This window comes from Streptomyces bobili (assembly GCF_002154575.1).
GTDB classification, from domain to species: Bacteria; Actinomycetota; Actinomycetes; order Streptomycetales; family Streptomycetaceae; genus Streptomyces; species Streptomyces bobili.
Genome location: NZ_MUBA01000054.1, coordinates 1 through 21079 on the forward strand (window position 1 = coordinate 1; position 21079 = coordinate 21079).

The following is a 21079-nucleotide window of genomic DNA, read 5'->3' on the forward strand; positions in this document are numbered from 1 at the left end:
CTACGCCACCGAACTCACCCACACCCACGACACCGCCGAGGAACGCCACCACGCCACCCTGCGGGTCCTCGACCACTACATGTTCACCGCCCATGCAGCCAACCGCCTGCTCAAACAGGACACACTGCCCGAACTCGACCTCGGTTCACCGAGTGCCGGCGTCGCCCCGGAAGACTTCACCACCGTGGAACAGGCGGACCGCTGGCTCACCGCCGAACACCGGGTGCTCAGCGGCCTGCTGCACACCTCTGTCGGCCAAGGACTGGACCACCACACCACCGGACTGGCCTGGGCGTTGAAGGAGCACCTGAACCGCCGGGAGTTCTGGCCCGAGGCGATCACCGCGCTGACCCCGGCCCTGGACGTGGCCCGGCGCCGGGGCGACCGCCTGGAGGAAGGCCGCTGCCACCGCAGCCTCGGCAGCATCCACGGCTACCTCGGCCACCAGGAACAGGCCCTGGACCACATGCGGCGCGCCACCACGCTCTTCGAGGAGATCGACGCGGTGGGTGAGCAGGCCCGCGCCCACTACGGCACGGCGTGCGCGCTGTATCGGTTCGGCCGGCTCCCGGAAGCCGTGGCGTCCTTCGAGCGAGGGCTCGCGCTGGCCCGGGCTGCGGGGGACGACGTATGGACGGCCGAGTGCCTCAACGGGCTCGCCTGGCTGCACTCCAACCTGGGCCGACCCGAGGAGGGCCTTGTGTACTGCCAGGAGGCCCTCGCCCTGTTCCAGGCCCTCAATGCGCCCTGGCGGGAGGCGATCTGCGCGGACAGCCTGGGCTACACCCTCCACCTGCTCGGCCGGTACGAGGAGGGAGTGGCCGCCTACAAGGGGGCGCTGGAGGTGTTCGAGGAGGCGGGGGACCACAGGAACCTTGTGGGCTCGCTGATGCGCCTGGGCGACACCCGCCTGGCCGTGGGCGATCCGGAAGCCGCCCGGGCCGACTGGATCCGTGCGCTCGCCTACGCCGAACAGCAGGCGCTGTCCCGCAGCTCCGAGCAGGTACGGGACCGGCTCGCCGCCCTGGACGCCGGAGCGGACCCCTCGCCCGCCGCGCCGGAGAGGGCTACCGCCGGGGGAGCAGATTCCAGCTCCGAGGGCTGATGTCGTCGCCGGGTTCTCGAACCGCCGCCGGGCCCCCGCATCGGACCGCCCACATGCGTGCCGGGCACCGGTGCCGCCCCGCACGGGAGACGGCATCGAGCGGGACCGCGAGAGACGGCAGGAACACCGCTCGCCCGAGCCGTCAGCGCGCCCTCGCTGAGGGATGGAGCGGGCGCGTTGAACAAGGCGGGTGACAGCAGGGAGGAACAGTCCTGCCGCCGGTGGCGGCCGGCAGGACGACGGCACTTCCCGGTAGCGGCACCGGGAAGTGCTGTCCACATGCAGAAACGTACCGCCCGGTAAGCGGCACCACGGCGGTCGTCCGAGCTACGGTACGCGCCGTCCGGCGGTTGACGCGGGCGTGACAATCTGGGGGAAAGGAACGCAGGCAGGCATGGCAGGGATGGACGGCACCTGGGGCGAACGGTCTGCCGACCCGATCGCGGCCGGGGAGCACGGTGTGCAGGTCTCGGTATTGGGTCCGCTGGTCGTACAGCGCGACGGTGCGACGTTGGATCCGGGGCGGCGCAGGCAGCGGCTGCTGCTGATCCGGCTGCTGCTCGCCGACGGTCACGCGGTGGCCCCGGAGACCCTGTGCGAGGACCTGTGGCAGGGGCGGCTTCCGGCCTCGGCGATGCCGTCGCTGCACGCACACGTCAGCAAACTGCGCGCGGTGCTGGAACCACGGCGCGGCCCCGGGCGGTTCGAGACGCTGGTGAGCGAGCCAGCCGGGTACGCCCTGCGGATACCGCCCGAGGGCCGGGACACGGTACGTTTCACCGAGACGCTCGCACAGGCCCGACAGGAACTCGCCGACTCCCGGCCCGCGGACGCGCTGCGCAGCGTCGAGCGGGCGCTGGGGATGTGGCGGGGTGCCGCCCTGGCCGACGTCGCCGACCACCCGTTCGCCCGGCCGGAGGCCACCCGTCTGGAGGAGATGCGGCAGGGCGCCGCCGAACTGCACGCCATGGCCCTACTGCTGGACGGGCAGGTCCCACAAGCGGTGGCCGCGGCCGAGCGGCTGACCGCCAGTGATCCGTTGCGCGAGACCGGCTGGGCCCTGTTGCTGCGCGCCCTGTACCTGGCGGGCCGCCACCCCGAAGCACTGCGGCGTTACGAGGAGGTGCGCCGACACCTCGCCGACGAACTCGGCCTCGACCCCGGGCCCGAACTGCACGCCCTGCACCACGGCATCCTCCACCACGACCTGCCGTCCTTCACCCTGCCGCAGCCGGTACGGAACGCACCCACCACACCGCCGCCGGCGCACCGGCCAGCGCCTTCGGCCGGTGACGGCGCCCCAGCACCGGCCGCGCCGCTCACCGCAGGGAGTACAGACCGGACCGTACCCGCCGGCGCACCGGAACCGCGGAACGGTCCGGCACCGCTGCCGACTCCGACGCAACTGCCCAACGACCTGGCGGTCTTTACCGGCCGGAAGACCGAGTCCGCCTGGCTCCCCGCCGCGGGTCACGTGCCGGACCGTCCCGGGTCGGGCGCCGCGCGCGTCGTGGTCATCGGCGGTGCTGCCGGGGTAGGTAAGACGACCTTCGCGGTTCACCACGCCCACCAGGTCGCCCACCTCTTCCCCCACGGTCAGCTCTTCGTCAACCTGTGCGGTTTCCATCCCCGCACGCCCCCGCTGGATCCCGCCCTCGTCCTGCACGGCTTCCTCACCGCACTGGGCGTCCCCGCTCAGCGCATCCCGGAGGACACCGCCGCCCGCACCGCCCTGTTTCGCACCATGCTGGCCGGGCGACGCGTCCTCGTCGTGCTGGACAACGCCCGCGACGAGGAGCAGGTACGGCCCCTGCTGCCGAACGGGTCCGGCTGCCTGACGCTGGTCACCAGCCGCAGCCGGCTCGCCGGACTCGTCGCCGGTGACGGTGCGCACCCCGTGTCCCTGGCGCTGCCTTCACCAACGGAGGCCTACGAGATGCTCGCCCGCCGCCTCGGACACGAACGTCTCGACGCCGAACCGGATGCCACCGCCGACATCGTCCGGCTGTGCGGACGTCTGCCTCTGGCCCTGGCCGTCATCGCCGCCCGTGCCGCCCTCGACCCGGTCTTCCCCCTGAGCGCCGTCGCCGATGACCTGAGGGGAAGCGACGGACGCCTCGACGCACTCACCACCTTCGACGCCGACACCGACCTGCGCGCCGTCTTCTCGTGGTCCTACCGGGCTCTGGACCAGCCCTCCGCCCGGCTCTTCCGTCTCCTCGCCCTCCATCCCGGTCCCGACATCACCGCTCCCGCCGTCACCAGTCTGGCCGCGCTCCCCCTTTCCCGAGTCCGCCGCCTGCTGGCCGAACTCACCCGGGTCCGCCTCGTCGAACAGCCCGTCCCGGGCCGCTATACCGTGCACGATCTGCTCCGTGAGTACGCCACCGAACGCACCCACGACGAGGACACCCACGCCGAACGCCATGACGCCACCGCACGCGTCCTGGACCACTACCTCTTCACCGGCCACGCCGGCAACCGGCTGCTGAACCACGAGCCGAAGCCCGTGGCCCCCGGTCCGCTCAGCCCCGGCACCGTCCCCGAACTGCTCGGGGACTGCGAACAGGTGGCGCGCTGGTTCACCGCCGAACAGCAGGTGCTGGACCGCCTGTTCCGGACCGCCGTCGCCCAGCGTCTCGACCGCCACGTCATCGCCCTGGCCCGGATCCTCAAGGAGTACCTGAACCGTCACGAACGCTGGCCCGAGGCCGTCGCGGTGCTCACCGCCGCGCTGGAAGCGGCCCGCCGCCGGGGCGACCGCCACGAGCAGGGTCGTTGTCTGCGCATGCTCGGCGTGATGCACGGTCAGATGGGCCACCAGGACGAGGCCGTGACCCATCTGGACCGCGCTGCCGCCTTCTTCGATTCGTCCGGTGACATGGAGACCCTCGTCGAGCAGGTCCGCACCCAGTACACCGCCTCGTACGTGCTCGGCCTGTTCGGCCACAACGAGGAGGCCCTGGCGCGGGCGGAGCGGGCGCTGGAGCTGGCCCGGGAGACGGGGGACCCCTTGTGGATGTCCGACCCCCTGAACGCTGTGGCGAAGTACCACACGCTCCTGGGCCTGCCCGAACAGGGCATCGCCTACAGCTTGGAGGCCATCTCCGTGTTCCAGGGGCTGAATGCGCCCTGGCGGGAGGCGATGTGTTGGGACAGTCTGGGCTGCGCCTACCACGCCATCGGCCGGCATCGGGACGCGCTGGCCTCCCACCGCCGGGCTCTGGCGGTGTTCGAGGACGGCCGCGACCGCAAACACGCCATCAGGTCGCTGACGTACATCGGCGACACCCATCTGGCCATGGGCGATCGGGCGGCCGCACAAGCGGCCTGGACCCGGGCCCTGGAGGACACCGACGGGCCGGAGGATAACGCGTTCGAGGGCCTGAGGGGCATACGGGTCCGACTCGCCGCCCTGGACGCGAAAACAGCTGACGTGGCCAGGAGCGAGGACCCCTCCCCGGATCTCCTGGACAGCGGCGTGGGCGACGAGCGAACACCGACTCCCAGTCACCGGCCCCGGTAGGCGGCTTCCGTCATCCCCTCCCCATCAGGACGATGACCATCACCGACTCGGCGTACGTACCGCCGCCGGAACGCCCACGCGCAGGAAAGTGGGCGGCGGGCCGGGCGAACCGAACCTCCGGGCCCCTCGTGGTGCGTGAGTGAAGCCGGCCCGCGACTGGCATACGACGGCGCGGACGTGGAGTGAACGTTGGCTCCATTCCTGCGGCGTGGCCCGGACCACGCCTGCCGGCGCCTACGGTGCCAGGCTGGCACGTGGTAACGCGGCAACACGGCACTACGGCGCCGCGGTGCCCGGCACCGTAGTGCTCACCGGCATAGTCGAGGCGAGGGCAGCCAGGCCGGCCTGGGTCAGCCGGCCGTCGCGCCCAGTGCGTTCGACCGGAAAGTCCCTATCCGAACTGATCAGCGGCCCGTAGAAATGCCTTCCCGGCCTACCGGCCGCCACGATCAGAAGGAGCCACCACAGATGCGTCGCCTTCCTTCCGCCTGCTTAGCCCTCACCGGCACGGCAGCGATGTTCACGCTGACCGCCGCGCCCGCCCCGGCCGCCCCCGGTGACGTCTCCACCTCCTGCGCGAGCGTCCTCACACCGGCCGGTCACATCGACGTCAGCTGGGGCTACAGCAGCAGCTGCGGCACCCAGAGCTTCAGCCCCAACATCAAGCAGATAAAGCAGCTCACCGGTCTGCCGGTCGGCACCGTGGTCAATGCCTGCGCCTCCACCTACCAGCCCACCGGCTGGATCCAGACCAGCTCGTACTACACCAGCAGCTGCGTCTACTCGTCGGTCCCCAGCTTCAGTCACAACGCCTGGCAGCTGAAGCGCGTCTACTGACCCGACAGAGTCGTGGGAGGCCCATCGTCGAGCCGGGTGAGCGCGGCGAGGGTGCCGTCGGCCGACGCCCCCGGGCGCTCCTCACCGCCGGAGAGCCGTCGACAGCCACGCGATCCGGTGCCGGAGCGCCAGATGCCATCTCATGATCACGAACGGACGATGGAAGAGGCCGATCCGTCAACTGTGAGACGCCGGTGCAGGTCGCCGACGCGTACCGCACGGCGTTGCCGGTCGGATCACCGGACGGCGCCTTGCCCATCGGTGCCGCCGACGGCTGTCTCCGCCTTCCCCGTCCCCGATCCGCATGCCGGGCAGCGGTACGGGACCCCGGCATGGTGCGGGTCCCGTACCGGCCGTGCGCCCGTCCGCCGGGGGTCGCGGCGGGCGGGCGCACGGGGCGGTCACTTGATGAGGAAGGCGAGCAGGGCGTCGGTGACCTCCTGGGCGTGGGTCCACAGCAGGCCGTGCGGGGCGCCCTCGATGACGACGTACTCGGCCTGAGGGAGCGCCTGGTGGAAGGGCTCGGCGGTGGCTTCGATGGGCAGGATCCGGTCGGCGGTGCCGTGCAGAATCAGCGCGGGAACGTCTATCTTGGCGATGTCGGCGCGGAAGTCAGTGGTCCAGGTCGACACGCAGGCCAGTGAGGCGTACCAGGAAGCGCCGGCGGCGACGTTCCAGCTGTTGCGGACGGCCTCCTCGCTGATCCGGCTGCCGAGGTTGTCGTCCAGGTTGTAGAAGTCCTGGTAGAACGCGGTGAAGTAGGCGTACCGGTCGGCGGTGACGGCCTGCTTGATGCCCTCGAAGAGGCTTCCGTCGACGCCGCCGGGGTTGTCCTCGGTCTTGAGCAGGAACGGCTCCAGGGACGCGAGGAAGGCGGCCTTGGCGATGCGGGCGGAGCCGTACGTGCCCAGGTAGCGGCCGACCTCGCCGGTGCCCATGGAGAAGCCGACCAGGACGGCGTCGTTGAGGTCGAGAGTCTCCAGGACGGTGTGCAGGTCGGCGGCGAAGGTGTCGTAGTCGTAGCCGGTCGTGGGCTGGCTGGAGCGGCCGAAGCCGCGCCGGTCGTAGGTGATGACGCGGTAGCCGGCCGCCAGCAGGGCCGCGGCCTGCTTCTCCCAGGAGTGGCCGTCGAGCGGGTAGCCGTGGATCAGCACGACCGGCTGCCCGCTGCCGTGGTCCTCGTAGTACAGCTCGACGGGGGTGGAGTTCTCCTGGCCGACGGTGATGAACGCCATGGTGGTGGCTGCCTTTCGTATGTTCGGGATGTTGGGGATGTTGGGGATGCTCGAAGCGGTGGTGCGGAATGGATGCGCCCGCGCTACTGCGGGGGCGCTGGTCAGCGGACCGTGCGGGCGGCCTTCTCCACGACGCGTGCGACAGCGTCGGGGCGCGAGACGGACACCGCGTGCGACGCGTCGATCTCGGTCGTGTGCGCGTGGGCGCGCTCCGACATGAAGCGCTGGGCTGCCACGGGGATGTTGAGGTCCTCGGTGGTGACCAGGGACCAGGAGGGGATCGTCTTCCAGGCGGCCTGGGTGGACTTCTCCTCCAGCGCGGCGGCGGAAACCGGACGCTGCCCGACGGCCATGAGACGTGCCCTGTCCGCCGGCACGTCCGCGGCGAACTGCCGGTGGAACTTGTCCGGCTTGATGTATACGTCGGCGCCCTGACTGCCGTCCGGCAGAGTGTAGTTCACCGGTTCGATCACCTGGCCGAGGGTGCTGCCGGGGAACTTGTTCGTCAGCCCGAGCGAGCTCTCGCCGGCGTCGGGCAGGAACGCGGCGATGTAGACGAGCGCCTTGACCTTGTCCTCCAGTCCCGCTGCGGCCTGGCTGATGACGGTGCCGCCGTAGGAGTGGCCGACCAGGACCACGGGTCCGTCGATGTGGTCGACGACGCTGCGCAGGTAGGCGGCGTCGTTCGCCGGGCCACGCAGCGGGTTGGCAGCGGCCACCACGGGATAGCCGGCGCGCTGCAGACGCTTCACTACGCCGTCCCAGCTCGCGGCGTCGGCGAACGCCCCGTGTTCCAGCACGATCGTGGGGCGCTCCTGGTGAGGGGCCGCGGCTCCCGCCACACCGGGGAGGGCGAGGGCCGTGACGGACAGGCCTGCGGCCACGGTGACACCGAGCGGGGCGAGCCAGCGGCTCGGGCGAGACGGGCGGGTGGTGCGCATCGTGAACGTCCTATTTCTTGGGATGTTGATACTGGTGGGGAACTGACGAGGCGAGTGGGGCACCGTCGAGATAAACGTGCACAATTCCATTGCACACACCTAATATCCGGTCGTCATGCCGCTGCGTCAGGGTGGGAGGAAGTTGGGCCGCGCGTCGCAGTTGACGCCGAGCCAGCAGAACACCGGTCCGGCCGCGGTGACGGGGCCTTCTTCATGTCCTACGCTCGGAAGCCGGGTCCGGTTCACCCGTGTCATCCGGATAGCATTCCGCGACCGGCGAAGTGCCGGGGCGTAGTGCGCTCCGGATGGGCGTCTCTGGTGCTGTGGACTGCCGACGAGCTTTCGGACAGCGGGCCAGCCTTCCCGCTTCGTCCCGACCTGTGGTCAGCGTGCCAGGGCCACGGTCGCGTGTCCCTGGGGTGCCGAACGAAGTCAGCGTCATAAGCCGTGGCTTCACGGGACGGACCGCCCCTGAGCATGCGGATGACGCCCGCACCAGCGGCCGCCCGCAGCACTTGCGCCACGGGCCGGAAGGGGGCGCCGCCCGCGGACGCGGCGGTCAGCGGATCTGCAGGATGTGCAGCGTCCAGCTGAGCCCCTCGACGTCGACGATGCTCGACCACTTGGACATGGTCTTCACATGGTCGCCCAGCAGGACCTCGATGTTGTTGTTGCCCGAGGTGATTCTGTAGACGTTCGGAAGCTGAGGGGCGATGACACCCGCGTTGGCATAGCACACGGTCTTGCCACCGTCGTACCAAACCTTGACGAAGTCGGTCCGGTCGCCACAGCCGGTCTGGTTGGCCGCGGCGGCCGGGAGGGCAGGCACAAGAGCCGTCATGGCTCCCGCCGCCACAACGAGCCCAATACGCGAGATGAAGCGCTTCATCGGTGGAACTGTCCTTCCGTGGTGGGGCGGTGCTGCCGAGCAGCACCGTGGGGGCCGGCTGTCCCCCTGCGCGGTGCGTGCGAGGGGACGGCCGGTGGTGCGGGAGGTGAGCTGGGGCGCCGACCCGTGGCCGACCCTCGCGCGCCGAGGCGGCGGGACAAAGAGTCGTCGTCTGGTCCCATCGCCGGATGCCTGTGCGTCCGGTCGGTTCAACGTGGCGCGATGGTCTCCGGTTCACCGTGCGATCGTCTTTCTTCCGGCCGCGGGCGCCGCCCGCGCCTTCCCGCGAGGGCACCTGGTACGCGGGAGGTGGACGAGCGTGTCCCCACCCTCGGGTCAGCCCCGTCGGTGACGGCACCGAGCGGGATGCCGGGGAAACGGTGACGGCTGCGAGGTCGGCCGCGGCGACGGCCTTGTCGTACTCCGCCTTCGCCTTCTCCGGATCCTCACCCTGTGCGATGACGTTGTCGTACTCGGCCTGGGCGTTGGCCCGTGCCCTGGTCGGGCCTGCTGCTTGGCCTGCTCGCAGCTGTCCTGAGCCTCAGCCTTGGCCTGCTCGTAGCCCGCCTTGGCGTCCTGCACCAGCTGGTCGATGTCGTGCTCGGCGCCGTCGTGGGCGAGCTGCGCCTGAAAGGTCTCGCGGCGTGATCGGCCTGGCGGTCAGCGCTGCTCAGGGTGGGCAGATCGGAACCGTCGAGGAGGGCACTGGCCGCCGCGGGTCCCGTCGTTCGCCGTCCGCAGCCGCTCCCAGTACTTCCCGCCTCGGCCGGCGCCTGGCCGTTCGGCCAGCCGACGAGGCGGCGAGTGACTGGACCTCATGCGCCGGGCTCTCGGGGGAGGTCGGGCCGACCGCGGCCAGCCCGCCCCGTGTACGAAGCGGAGCACCACCACCGACAGCGACACCGGACGCCCGGCCAACTCCTTCCGGCTCTGTCCAGGAAACGGCTCGGAGCACCGGACACGTCAGCACCACGAGCACCACAACAACGCGACAGGGACGACGACAAGAGCGCCGGCCCGAGACGGCAAGAAGACGACAAGGTTTGGCCAAGGCATTCCGGACAGTGTTGGCGCCACGCTCCCGTCCGTGCGGGAGACACGCCACAGAACACTTGAACAGGATCGAGCACCACCTATGAACCGGACCTTGGTCGCGAGGATCGCCACCCCCGCTCCAACCCGCGTGCATGCCCGGCACACCGCGTCGAACGCCGACTGTGACGCCTTCGTCAAAGACATCTACGACCAGTACGGGACCTTGCTCGTCCGGTACGCCGCCCGACTGCTGGACGGCGACTGGCACAAGGCAGAGGACATCCTCCAGGAGACGGCGGCACGCGCCTGGAAACACGCCCAGTTCTTGGGCACCCGCGGCGAACATCTGCGGCCATGGCTGTTCACCGTGGCCAGGAACCTGGTCATCGACCACCACCGGGCCCGCCAGATCCGCCCCCTGGAAATGATGCCTGCCGAGGACCTGGACGCCGCATGGGACAACACGGACTCCACCCTCACCGCCCACGTGGTACTCGAGGCACTGCGGGATCTCAACGAGCAGCAGCGGACCGTCATCCGGCTCATGTACTACCTGGAATGCAGTGTGGCCCAGGCCGCCGCACATCTGAGCATCCCGCCCGGGACCGTGAAGAGCCGCGCCTTCTACGCGATACGGGCCCTGCGTAAGGCGCTTGAGCAGCGGGGGGTGCTCGGCGAATAACCACCACCCACCGGCTCGTGACCTCGACCGTCCGCGGCCGTCACCCGACGGGCCCGTGTCGTCGCCCCGTGCCGTCCGGTCGAGCAGGGCGCCGGCGGCTGCATCGAGCTGCGCCACGGTCGGGTCCGGGCCGGGCTCCGCCGACGGTCCCTGCTCTCCGGCCCTCCGTCGGCCCCACCCGCTCGACTGCCGCGTGTCGCATGCCGAGGGCTCTCCCCGGGTTGCCCCCGGCCGGGGGTGCTGTTCTTCGCCCGGCACGTCATGGGGTGAACCACTCCGGAAATGAGGTCGTTCCAGTTGTGACAGCCGGAACCGAGGTCGAAGGAGACATGGTGAACTGCGAGCAGACCAGAGAAGAGCTGGCCGTCCAAGCCCTGACCGGAGACCGCCACGGTGGGATGTGCTCCGAGAGCGCCGCGCATCTCGGCCGCTGCGCGGAGTGCTCGGCCGAACGGCAGCGGCTCGCCGAAGTGACCCTGGCCCTTTCGATGGTTGGTCTACTCGCGGTCGAAGGGCTCAGGCCGGCCGACGCCCGGACCGCGCCGCGGAGAACACCGGAGTCGCGCGAGACTGCCTTCCATGCCTGGGCTGTGCGTGTCCGCGAACGTGACACACACAGCCCAGCGCGGCCGGCCGCAGCCGAAGGCCACGCGGACTGACGCCAGAACTCTCCCTACGGTTCGGACCCGGCGCGGTCGCGCCCATACGGCATCGGCCGGCGGCCGCACCGCTCACACGGCGCATGGCGGGCACCGACCCGCCCGGACGAGCAGCTGCCGGACCAGCCCCGCCCGGGGAGAGCCGCGCACGCGCACACCGAGTCCCCCGACCGAGGCCGGCCGGGGTGACCGGCAGGGCCGGTCAGGTGCCCTGCCGGTCACCCCGGGCCGGCGGAAGAAGGGAGAGTGCTCGCCGGACGGAGTGAACCGGTCGCCGCGCGCCACCGATGTCGGGCATGCGAACAGCGGGATCGGCCCGGCCCATCCGGCGTCACCGCCGAATGACGCCTCGTCTCACCTCGGGCCGCCGCGGTGCACCCTCATGCGCGGGCGCTCCCTACCGTGCGTGTGAAGCCTGGACGGGCCTCCTCGCCTGGAGGACCTGTCTCAAAGTCCGGCCCAATTGATCTTGTGGAAAGATCGCGGGATGCTACGACTAACCGACTTCATCATCGACTGCCCCGACACGATGAAGCTGGCAGCCTTCTACTCCGAAGTGATGGGGCTCCCGGTCAAGGAGGGCAGTAACGAGAACTGGGCCGGTATCCAGTTCGGCGAGATCGAACTGGCCTTCATGCAGGTGGAGGACTACCGCGCCCCGCAGTGGCCCGACAGCGAGCACCCCAAGCAGTTCCACCTCGACTTCGAAGTCGACGACATCGAGGCCGAACAGCGCCGCGTCCTGGCCCTCGGCGCGACCCTGCAGCGGGACTGCACCGGCCCCGACGGCTACGGCTTCCGCGTCTACGCCGACCCCATCGGCCACCCCTTCTGCCTCTGCCGCAACAAGGGGGTCATCTGGACCGATCAGGGCCTCACCTGGCCCGAGCGCGACTAGCTCGTGCGCTGATGGCTGGGCGCCGCATCCGGTCAATGAGCTGGTGTGCTGCGTTGTGATGCAGTCGCCGATGTCAGAACGAGGCATCATCTGCGCCAGTGACTCGGTACCAGACGGCCTCTGTACTCGTGGCCTTCGCGAGCTGACGCGCGATCGGGGTGGCTGAGCCTGGGAAGTCAGTCAGCGTCTGCTCCTCGCAGCCGTCGACCTGTCCGCCGACGGCGACATCCTCGCCCACCACAGCGCTGGCGAAGGACAGTACTGCCGCCCCTGAGACGACCAGACGGCTCCAGGCTGCGGAAGGGGCCTACGATTCCACGGACCGACCGGCCATCCGGTCAGGAACACGGTCTCTCAGCGACAGAACCATGAGCCATCGTGCGACAACGCCTGGAAGGGTTCGGCCATGCCCGATAGACGTCCGCGCAAAGCGACACTGGCCGAGATGGTGGCCTCGTTGCCACCGGCCCCGGACCCGCCCGGCGAAGGAGTGCCGTCGCCCGCCGGCCGTGAGGAGTTCATCGACGACGAGGGCCAACTCTGGCGGAAAGTCCGAGGCCCGCTTCACCGACGGCTCACCCAGCGTCTGGCGACCCAAGCGGATGCGCTGATCATAGGAGAAGCCGGCGGAGGCCAATTCCGCCACGTACCTGCGACCGACCGGCTCGCGACCTGGAACCAGATCAAGGACCGGCTCATGGCCGAATGCACACCGAGTTACGCGCCCTATGAGTTCGTCTCCACAGACGGCCTCACGCTCCTCTATATCGAGGAAAACTGCTGAACACAGTGTCAGCCAACGGGCCGCACAGCAGATCTCAGAGGGCGCTATGAGATTTTATGCCCGATTCTTCGTTTCGTGCGGGACGAGCGGGCAGGTCGTGGTGACGTCGGTCGGCTACGGCCGAGGCTGGGTGAACAAGCCTGGCTCGGTCTCGGTCAGGATCCTGCGGCCGGCCAGCCGCTTGAGCTTGAGGCGGACGTTGTTGATGTTGTTGGGCGCGACCGCCAGGTCCATGGCCTCGCACACCTGCCGGGCCCGCAGCGGGTGGGCGGCCGCGGTGAACACCGCCATGATCTGCTGGTAAGCCGGGTGATCCGGCAGCTTCGGTGCCGGCGGCGCGGGCGGCCCGGGGTCGGACAGCCCCAGCAGTGTCTTGCGGGTGATCCGGACTTCCTCGGCGGCCCGGCCGGGTTCGTCGAGCTGTGCGGTCAGCTGCGCGACCTGTTCCCGCATCGTCTCGGCCTGTGCGGTGATCTCGCGTTTCCGCTCCTCCAGCCGCGCCGGCACCGCGCCGAGCGTCAGCTCCCCGCCGGTCATGCGGTGCGCCAGGCCGATGTGGTCGCCCCGGTCAGCCGACGCGGTATCACCGCGGTCATCGCCCAGTACACCCGCGACTCCGAACTGAGGGGCAGATGCTCGTAGTAGGTTCCATTTCTTGGATCCGTAAGAGAGCGCGGTCCCCAGCGACGCTCTAATCCTGGCCTCAGGTTGATCGGGGACAATGAGCGGCAAAAACATCGACTGGAAGGGGGCGGGCCGGCGTGCGGATCATGATCGCGGATGATGAAGCGGCCATCCGTGAGTCGCTGGAGCGGGTGCTCCAGGTCGAGGGTTACGACACCAGCACCGTCGCCAACGGTTTCGCCGTGCTCGACGGGGTCGTTGGGGCCGACGGCGACACGCTGGATCTGCTGATCCTCGACGTGATGATGCCCCGCCTCGGCGGGTTGGAGACCTGCCGGCGGTTGCGGGCCGCGGGGCGGGATCTGCCGGTGCTGATGCTGACCGCCCGTGACCAGGTCTCCGACCGGGTCACGGGGCTGGACGCGGGCGCCGACGACTACCTGCCCAAGCCGTTCGCCACCGAGGAGTTGCTGGCCCGGGTGCGGGCCCTGCTGCGCCGGCGCACGCCGACCGACGGGGAGTCGCAGATCCTGTCGTTCGCCGACGTCCGGCTCGATCCTGACAGGTTCGAGGCGTGGCGGGGCGGGCGGCCGCTGCGCCTGACCCGGACCGAGTTCTCCCTCCTCCAGGTCCTCATGAGCAACGCGACCCGGGTCGTGACCCGCGACGCGCTGTTCGAGGCGATCTGGGGCTTCGACATGAGCGCCACAGCCAACAACCTCCAGGTATACGTGAGTTACCTGCGCCGGAAGATGGAGGCCGAGGGTGAGCCGCGATTGATCTACACGCTGCGCGGCCTGGGATACACGTTGCGGGAGACTCCTCCGTGAGCAGGCCCGCCGGCCGGGAACCGCGCCGGCTGACCCGATGGTGGCGCCGGCGGTCCCTGCGGGCCAGGCTGACGGTGATCGCGGCGACGGCCATCGCGGTCAGCGTGTTCGTGGCCTTCCAGGTGGCCAGCGAACTACTGGGCTGGGAGCTGCAGGACAGCGCCAAGAATCAGCTACGCGCCGACTCCCGCGTCCTGGCGACGGACGCGCAGCGCGCCGGTCTGGCGCAGGTCCAGCTACCGCCGTATCCCGGATCCGGTCGGCTGGTGCGGGTCATCCTGCCCGACGGCTCGACCCGGACGCCGGCCGGCCAACCCGCGCTGCCCCCCGTCAGCGAGCACGCCGGGCGCGTGGCGCAGGGCGCGTCGGCCGACCTGATGGAGTCGAACGACAGCGACGAGGACGGCTACCTCATCTACACGCTGCGGGCGGGCGACGGCGCGGTCCAGGTGGCCCGCGTCGTCGACGACAGCCCGATCAACCGGTTCGGGTTCGGCATGCTGCTGATCGGGCTGCTCTGCGTGGTCGGCGGCGCCCTTGTCGGGCGGACCGTGGCGCGGACCGGGCTGGCACCGATCGACCGGCTGACCGCCGCTGCGGTACGTGTCGCGCACACCCGGGATCTTGACGCCGACATCCCGGATGAGGGCGGTGGGGAGATCCGGCGGCTGATCCAGTCGATCAACGACATGCTCGCCGCGCTCCGGGACTCCCGGCGGGCCCAGCGGCTGCTCGCCGAGGACGCCGCCCACGAGCTCAAGACCCCGCTCACCAGCCTGCGCCTCAACGTCGAGCTGCTGATCCGGCTCGATCGGCGCGGCACCCTGGACAGCGCACTGCCGGCGGAGAGCCGGACCCGGCTGCTCAACGATCTCGGCGCCCAGGTAGCCGAGTTGAGCACCCTTGCCGCCGAGCTGACCGACCTGGCGCGCGGTGACGTCAGCGACGAGAGCACCGAGGTGCTCGACCTCGCCGACGTGGTGGTGGCCGCTGCGACCCGGGCGGGTTCCCGCGTGCCCGACATCGAGGTCGCGCTCGACGTGACCTCTGTGTGGGTGAGCGGGCGTCCCGCTGCGCTCGAGCGAGCGGTGCTCAACCTCATCGACAACGCCGGCAAATGGTCCCCCGCGGACCAGCCGATCCAGGTCCGGCTCCGTGCCGAGGGCGCGTCGGCGGTGCTCGAGGTCGACGACGCCGGGCCGGGCATCGACACCGCCGACGTACCGCGGGTGTTCGACCGGTTCTACCGTGCCGACAGCGCCCGGGCGTTGCCGGGATCCGGTCTGGGGCTGTCGATCGTGCAGCGAGTCGTCGACGCCCACGGCGGCCGGGCCAGCGTCGCCCGCTCCGCACGCGGTGGCGCGCTGCTTCGGGTCGACCTTCCGGCCGCGGCCCCGCCCGCCCCGATCGCGCGGCTCACCGCCGGGGAGGACACCGCGGCGTGCTGACCCGCCCCGGCGGCGCGGCGCAGGACAAGGGACGGCGGCCCTCAGGCATGGCCCCGCGCGACTCACCGTCGGGGCAGGACACCGCGATGCGCCGACCCCAGCCCCGGCGTGTGGCGCAGGACCAAGGGCGGCGACGGTCGGGCCCATGAAAAAGATCCGGGACGGGCCTGGGTCCCCGTCCCGGATCTCGTCCGTGCCGCCGCGCTCACCGCTGCAGCGCGGGCTCCTCGTCGTCGGCGAGCGACTGTTGACCCTCCGGCAGCTCCGCCGCTGGACGGGACAGCCGGCTCGGCCACCACATCCGCCGGCCGATCAGCAAGGTGAGGGCGGGCACCAGGACCGACCGCACCAGCAGGGCGTCGAGCAGCACGCCGAAGGCGACCAGGAGCCCGACCTCGATCAGCATCACCAGCGGAAGTGTGGCGAGGACCGCGAACGTGGCCGCCAGGACCAGGCCTGCCGAGGTGATGACGCCACCAGTGGCGGAGAGGGCTTTGAGCATGCCCTCTCTGGTGCCGATACGCACGGTCTCCTCCCGGGCCCGGCTGGCCAGGAAGATGTTGTAGTCGACGCCGAGCGCCACCAGGAACAGGAATGCCAGCAGCGGCACCGAATAGTCGATCCCCTTGAACCCGAGGATCGTGTCGAAGACGAACACACTGCCGCCGAAGGCTGCGGCGAATGAGACGATCACGGTGGCCATCAGGACCAGCGGGGCCAGGACCGCGCGCAGCAGCAGCCCGAGGACGATCAGGACGACGGCGAGCACCAGCGGGATCACCAGCTTCTCGTCGCGCCTGGTGGTCACCTCGGTGTCGAGGTTCTCCGCACTCGGCCCGCCGACGATCGCCTCCGCCCCGCTCACCGCGTGCACGGCGGTGCGCACCCGCTTGATCGTGTCGTACTCTGCGACGGTGTCCGGCGCGTCCTTCGGGAACACGGAGATGTTGGCCCAGCCACCGCTGGTCTGCTCCGGGATGGCCAGGGCCACACCGCGAGTGTCCTTGACGATGTCGAGCACCCGCTCCTGGTGCGCCGGCCGCGTGAAGACCGTCATCGGCTGGCCGCCGAGCTCCGGGAAGTGCTGGCGGAGAACGGTGAAGCCGGTGACCGACTCCGGCGCGGACAGGAACTGGTCCTGCTCCCGCAGGGCGCCGGTGTTGCCCGCCAGCCCGAGGGCAAGCACGCCGAGGACTCCGAGCGAGCCGAGCGTCGCCACCCACCGGCGGCGGCTGATGGCGGTGCCGAGCCGTCCCCACAGCCCAGGCTTCTCCTCCACGGCCGTGCTGAACCGCGGGATGGCCGGCCAGAAGATCTGCCTGCCGAGCACCACGAGCACCGCCGGGAACAGCGTCAGCATGGCCACCAGCGCGCACAGGATGCCGGCCGCACCGATCGGGCCCAACCCGCTGGTGCTGTTCAGGTCCGCGACGAGCAGGCAGAGCAAGCCGGCGACCACGGTGGCCGCGGACGCGACGATGGCCGGCGCCGCGCCACGTAGCGCGTGGACCATCGCGACCCGGACGTTCTCATGGTGGTGCAGTGCCTCCCGATATCGAGCGATGAGCAACAGCGCGTAGTCCGTGCCGACGCCGAATACCAGGATCGTCAACAGCGCCGAGTTCTGGTCGTTGACCACGATGCCGAAGCCCTTGACGAGCAGGTAGACGGTCCCCATCGAGGTCAGTGCGGCCGCGCCAACGGCCACCAGCGGGATGATCCACAACACCGGGCTGCGGTAGGTGAGGATGAGCAGGAGCGTGACGACGACGATGGTGGTGAGGAGGACCTGCACGTCGATGCCGTCGAAGACGGCATCCATGTCGCCGTCGATCGCACCCGGGCCGGTCACGTCGAGTTCCAGGCCGGAGGGGCGGTCCTTCGCGGCGTCACGCAACGGGCCGACGATGTCCTCCGGTGCGCCGTAGACCGTGCTCACCTCGAGGGTGAACAACATCGCCTTGCGGTCGGTGGAGGGGCTCGTCGGTGAGCCCTCGTCGTCCTCGCCGGCCGCCGCCGTCGCCTTCGGCGGGTACCGCTTGGCAAGGGTGTTGTAGTGGCGCTCGACCGTCGCGCGGTCGGCGTCGGTCATGCCGCCGGCGCGGTGGTACACGAAGACGAACGTGTTGTTGTCACCGCCGGGGAGACTGTCGTCCAGCACCGCCACCTTGGTGGACTCGGCACTGGCCGGCAGGGTGTCTACGGCGCTGTCGGTGGTGACCGAGCTCAACTTTCCGCTCAGCGGCACCATGCCCGCCGCAAGCACCAGCCACAAGCCAATCACCAACCATGGCACCCACCGGCCTGCCAACCGGCCTGCCGGCGCTTCCCCGGACGGCGCTGCGTTGACTGCCATCACTAGCCTCCTACATACGGGTTGCATCGCTTATCTGGATGCCTACTTCCTAGCGAGCGAACCTGAGGCGACCGTTAATGTGGTGCTCAGGCCGGTTGGCCGGACCATGTGCCCGGCGCACGCACCGGCGTGGTGGCGTCGAGGTCCTGCCCCGGTGGGCAAGGCCCGGGCGAGACAGCCGTGGGGCCGGATGAGCAGCGCGTCGGCGTCCACCCGGTCCGTGCGGGGGTGACGATGTTGACCCTTCCGGTCCACGAGGCCACCGCGTCGCGGGCCTTCGCGCGGTCGACGAGGTCGAGCAGGAGCTCACGTCCATGTCGTTGATCTCGACGCTGCGCCCCTGGTGGGGACAACACCATGAACGTCGGGCTCGGCACCGAACCTGCCAAGCTCGGCCCGGCCTGGTTCCGGCCCTTGCGCGGAAGAGGGCGCCCGGCCTCCTCGTCGCAGACGGCCGACCGGCCGGGGTGAAGACGCCGGACCATTCGACCCGGGACGTCTCCCGCTCGCGGGGCACCTCGTGGACGGTGAGGGTGGAGCGGTAGCCGGTGACGGGGAACCCGGCGTCGAGGCGTTGAGGCGTCGAGGCGAACCGGACCAGGTGTCGGCAGTGACCCACACCAGAATTTCGACCCGTACCTGCCCCGGTCGACGGTGGTGAACGCGTGACGCTCCCCCCCTCCTCGACACACTCGCCCCCACCACGACCACGAGGTCCATGCTGGCCGCGCGGGTGCCGTCCAGCTTCGGCTCCACGACCCCCGGGTGCCTCACGCGGCGGTGCCTCGGCAGCTCGGCCTCAGCCCGCTGTCAGCGCCTCGTCCAGCAGTCCCAGACGCAGACGAAGCGCTTCGCGGCCGCTCTCGGTCAGCCTCACGACACGCGTATCGTCCACGCGGACGAGCCACGACGCCTCGACCGCGTGGCGGAAGACGGACGCGCCCACGCCGCCCGCCAGGTGGAGACCTTGCTCGGTCCAGTCGAGGCAGGTACGCACGTGCGGGCGGTACACCGACGGTTCGGAGGGTTCGTCGGCGATGCCCAACTCCCTCAGCCAGCCGGCTCCCGCGGCGGTGAGCGTCGGCCCGTAGTCCCAGGCCAGGTATCCCTCCGTGGTCATCGCATCGGTGATCGCGACGGCCAGGGAACCTGCCAGGTGGTCGTAACAGATACGGGCGAAGGCGAGATCCCGGTGACGGCGGACAGCGGTGAGGGAACGCACCGGCACCGCACGCTGAGGTGCCCGTGCGGCAAGCCCTTCGATCATCTCGGCGATGTCCGGGTCGGCGAGCCGGACGTAGCGGTGCCGGCCCTTTCGTTCCTCGGCCAGCAGGCCCCCGGCCACCAACTTGTGCAGATGGCTCGTCGCGGTGGACGGGGCGACGCCGGCAAGCCGGGCCAGTTCCGTCGCCGTCCAGGCCCGGCCGTCCAGGAGCGCAAGACAGAAGGCAGCACGCGTACGGTCGGCCAGGAGGGTCGCCAGAGCAGCCAGATCCGGCTCTTCGGCGTACACGTCGGGGCTGGTCACAGGTCCATTGTCCGCGGCCGTCGCTTCGACCGCCGCCGAAGAGTCCCGCCCTTAGCGTTCTCGGCATGACGACTGAGATGACCGACAGGCATCGAGTGATTCGGCCGAGCATCCTCTACTTCGGCACGCCGGTGGTCCTGCTCACCACGGAGAACGCGGACGGGACCTTCAACGTCGCTCCCATCTCGTCCGCCTGGGCACTGGGACAGCATGTCGTCCTGGGCCTGGGCAGCGAGAGCCAGACGGTGCGCAACCTGGCCGAGCGACCGGATGTGGTGATCAACCTCGCCTCGCCCGATCTCTGGGAGCAGGTGGAGAGCCTGGCGCCGCTCACCGGCGCCGATCCGGTGCCGGAGAGCAAGCGGGCGGTGTACCGGCACGAGCCCGACAAGTTCGCCGCCGCCGGGCTGACCCCGCGCGCCTCTGACCTCGTACGGCCGCCTCGGATCGCCCAGTGCCCCCTCCAACTCGAGGCGAGGTCCATCGCCTTGACCCCGGGCGGGGAGGGCCACTTCCAGTCCGCCGAGTGCGAGGTGGTCCGGGTCCACGCCGACGAGCGCATCGTCGTACCCGGCACGCACCACATCGACCCCGGTGTTTGGAGCCCGCTCATCTACAACTTCCGCCACTACCACGGGCTCGCGCCCCAGCTCGGCCACGGTTTCCGGTCGGAGACAGCCAAAGCCGCGTCGCGCGTCGCGTGACTCGCTCGGCGGGCGCCCGAGCGGTGCCCGCCATGCTCGGTCACGGTGAATGCCCAGGACACCACCTGACTCCAGAAGGTGGCGCCCAAGGGCGATGAGCCAGGCCAGGCAGCGCGGAACACTTCCCACTACCTCCCGTCGGCGGTGTTCTGCGGCCGGACGTTCTTCTCGCGCTGTGCACTGCACGCTTCAGCTTCTGGAGCTTGGCGAGCACGGCGAGGTTGAACGCCGCGGCGTTCTTCGCCTCAGCGCCTGCCCGTTCCAGGGTTGTACGGACAGTGGCCCCACAGCCTGTAGGGCAGGTCCGCGCGGCCGTCAACGAGCCGCCCGTCATGTGGCCTGGCGCCTGACCACATCAGCTCTGTCGGGCGGTTCGTCACGTCGGCCAGCCTGGCTTGCCCGTCTGCTCGCCGGCCGCTGCGAAACCCGCATCCGGGTCGCACAGATCAATTCCGTCGGCGTGCAGCCGCCGACCGGACCGATGACCGGGATCCCTCCTGGCTGGATCCGCTTCACCATTGCGGGCGGCCCCGACCCTGCCCGTGAGAGGTTCGGCAACCGTGGCTACAACGACCGCAACGCGAGAACACCGTGATCACCCCAGGCAAGAAGGCACTGCGACGCGGTTGAGCGACCCACGCCGTGCGGGGCTGTATGCCCCGACGTGGCCGGGCGGCGCATAGGCCCCTCGTGGTCTGCTCGGTGTGCAGGTCAGGACCGAGGGTGCAGCATTCGGCCGGCGAGTCGCGGTCACCTGCCCGAGGTGGACGAGTGCGCGGGTCTGGAACACCGCTGCAAAGGTGCTGTCCCGGCAGGCCCGTCACCAGGGACGGAATGGCTGGCAGCTGTGACGCCTACTTGGTAGCCGCGCCCTTGGTCGGGGAAGGCAGTCTGCCCGCTCACCTGCCCGTGCATGGCCGCTTGCTTCTAAGCTGGAAGGAGCCCGCGAGCCGCACCACCGCAGATGGGTCCTCGGCCCGCGATCCGATGCGGAGGCA

16 protein-coding genes are annotated in these 21079 nt (G+C 70.3%); 10 read left to right on the forward strand and 6 right to left on the reverse strand.

What is annotated here, in order from left to right:
- From BZL64_RS04815 to BZL64_RS04825, 3 genes are all read left to right on the forward strand, one after another.
- A partial coding sequence (locus BZL64_RS04815) for a tetratricopeptide repeat protein (RefSeq protein ID WP_244205185.1) occupies positions 1–1105 on the forward strand: 1105 nt, incomplete at its 5' end.
- Between the two features lie 394 nt (positions 1106–1499).
- Positions 1500–4631 (forward strand): AfsR/SARP family transcriptional regulator, encoded by a 3132-nt coding sequence (locus tag BZL64_RS04820; RefSeq protein WP_086766498.1) that lies wholly within the window; start codon positions 1500–1502, stop codon positions 4629–4631.
- A 468-nt stretch (positions 4632–5099) separates the two neighbouring features.
- Positions 5100–5468 (forward strand): hypothetical protein, encoded by a 369-nt coding sequence (locus tag BZL64_RS04825; RefSeq protein ID WP_086766499.1) that lies wholly within the window; start codon positions 5100–5102, stop codon positions 5466–5468.
- 401 nt (positions 5469–5869) lie between these two features.
- Here the strand turns inward: BZL64_RS04825 and BZL64_RS04830 are convergent, their stop codons facing one another.
- From BZL64_RS04830 to BZL64_RS04840, 3 genes are all read right to left on the reverse strand, one after another.
- Positions 5870–6703 (reverse strand): alpha/beta fold hydrolase, encoded by an 834-nt coding sequence (locus BZL64_RS04830; protein ID WP_086766501.1) that lies wholly within the window; start codon positions 6701–6703, stop codon positions 5870–5872.
- Between the two features lie 101 nt (positions 6704–6804).
- The gene (locus BZL64_RS04835) at positions 6805–7644 is read right to left on the reverse strand and encodes an alpha/beta fold hydrolase (protein ID WP_086766502.1); all 840 of its coding nucleotides are present in this window, start codon (positions 7642–7644) and stop codon (positions 6805–6807) included.
- 559 nt (positions 7645–8203) lie between these two features.
- Positions 8204–8533, reverse strand: coding sequence for a beta/gamma crystallin domain-containing protein (locus BZL64_RS04840; RefSeq protein ID WP_086766504.1), 330 nt, complete (start codon positions 8531–8533; stop codon positions 8204–8206).
- Positions 8534–9025: 492 nt separating this feature from the next.
- Between BZL64_RS04840 and BZL64_RS39730 the strand changes: the two genes are divergently transcribed.
- The 4 genes from BZL64_RS39730 (at position 9026) to BZL64_RS04860 (ending at position 12591) form a co-directional block, all read left to right on the forward strand.
- On the forward strand, positions 9026–9181 hold the full coding sequence (locus tag BZL64_RS39730; protein ID WP_158101500.1) for a hypothetical protein: 156 nt from the start codon (positions 9026–9028) through the stop codon (positions 9179–9181).
- 487 nt (positions 9182–9668) lie between these two features.
- Positions 9669–10250: a sigma-70 family RNA polymerase sigma factor gene (locus BZL64_RS04845; protein WP_086766506.1), complete on the forward strand. Its 582-nt coding sequence runs from the start codon at positions 9669–9671 to the stop codon at positions 10248–10250.
- A 1146-nt stretch (positions 10251–11396) separates the two neighbouring features.
- Positions 11397–11807, forward strand: coding sequence for a VOC family protein (locus BZL64_RS04855; protein ID WP_086766510.1), 411 nt, complete (start codon positions 11397–11399; stop codon positions 11805–11807).
- 445 nt (positions 11808–12252) lie between these two features.
- Complete coding sequence (locus BZL64_RS04860) at positions 12253–12591, forward strand: hypothetical protein (protein ID WP_143662991.1); 339 nt, start codon at positions 12253–12255, stop codon at positions 12589–12591.
- A gap of 114 nt (positions 12592–12705) precedes the next feature.
- Here BZL64_RS04860 and BZL64_RS04865 read toward each other — a convergent pair whose 3' ends face one another.
- Positions 12706–13128, reverse strand: a complete 423-nt coding sequence (locus BZL64_RS04865; protein ID WP_086766514.1) for a hypothetical protein — start codon at positions 13126–13128, stop codon at positions 12706–12708.
- Positions 13129–13352: 224 nt separating this feature from the next.
- Here BZL64_RS04865 and BZL64_RS04875 point away from each other — a divergent pair, with 224 nt between their 5' ends.
- Positions 13353–14045, forward strand: a complete 693-nt coding sequence (locus BZL64_RS04875; RefSeq protein WP_086766516.1) for a response regulator transcription factor — start codon at positions 13353–13355, stop codon at positions 14043–14045.
- Complete coding sequence (locus tag BZL64_RS04880; RefSeq protein WP_086766518.1) at positions 14042–15493, forward strand: sensor histidine kinase; 1452 nt, start codon at positions 14042–14044, stop codon at positions 15491–15493. The genes BZL64_RS04875 and BZL64_RS04880 overlap by 4 nt, the downstream gene beginning before the upstream one ends.
- Positions 15494–15698: 205 nt before the next feature.
- On the opposite strand, the gene BZL64_RS04885 is transcribed toward BZL64_RS04880, so the two are convergent.
- The gene (locus tag BZL64_RS04885) at positions 15699–17849 is read right to left on the reverse strand and encodes an MMPL family transporter (RefSeq protein ID WP_086766520.1); all 2151 of its coding nucleotides are present in this window, start codon (positions 17847–17849) and stop codon (positions 15699–15701) included.
- A 799-nt stretch (positions 17850–18648) separates the two neighbouring features.
- The gene (locus tag BZL64_RS04895; protein ID WP_086766522.1) at positions 18649–19377 is read right to left on the reverse strand and encodes an ArsR/SmtB family transcription factor; all 729 of its coding nucleotides are present in this window, start codon (positions 19375–19377) and stop codon (positions 18649–18651) included.
- Between the two features lie 65 nt (positions 19378–19442).
- Here BZL64_RS04895 and BZL64_RS04900 point away from each other — a divergent pair, with 65 nt between their 5' ends.
- Complete coding sequence (locus BZL64_RS04900) at positions 19443–20081, forward strand: flavin reductase family protein (RefSeq protein ID WP_244205187.1); 639 nt, start codon at positions 19443–19445, stop codon at positions 20079–20081.
- Positions 20082–21079 lie beyond the last annotated feature (998 nt).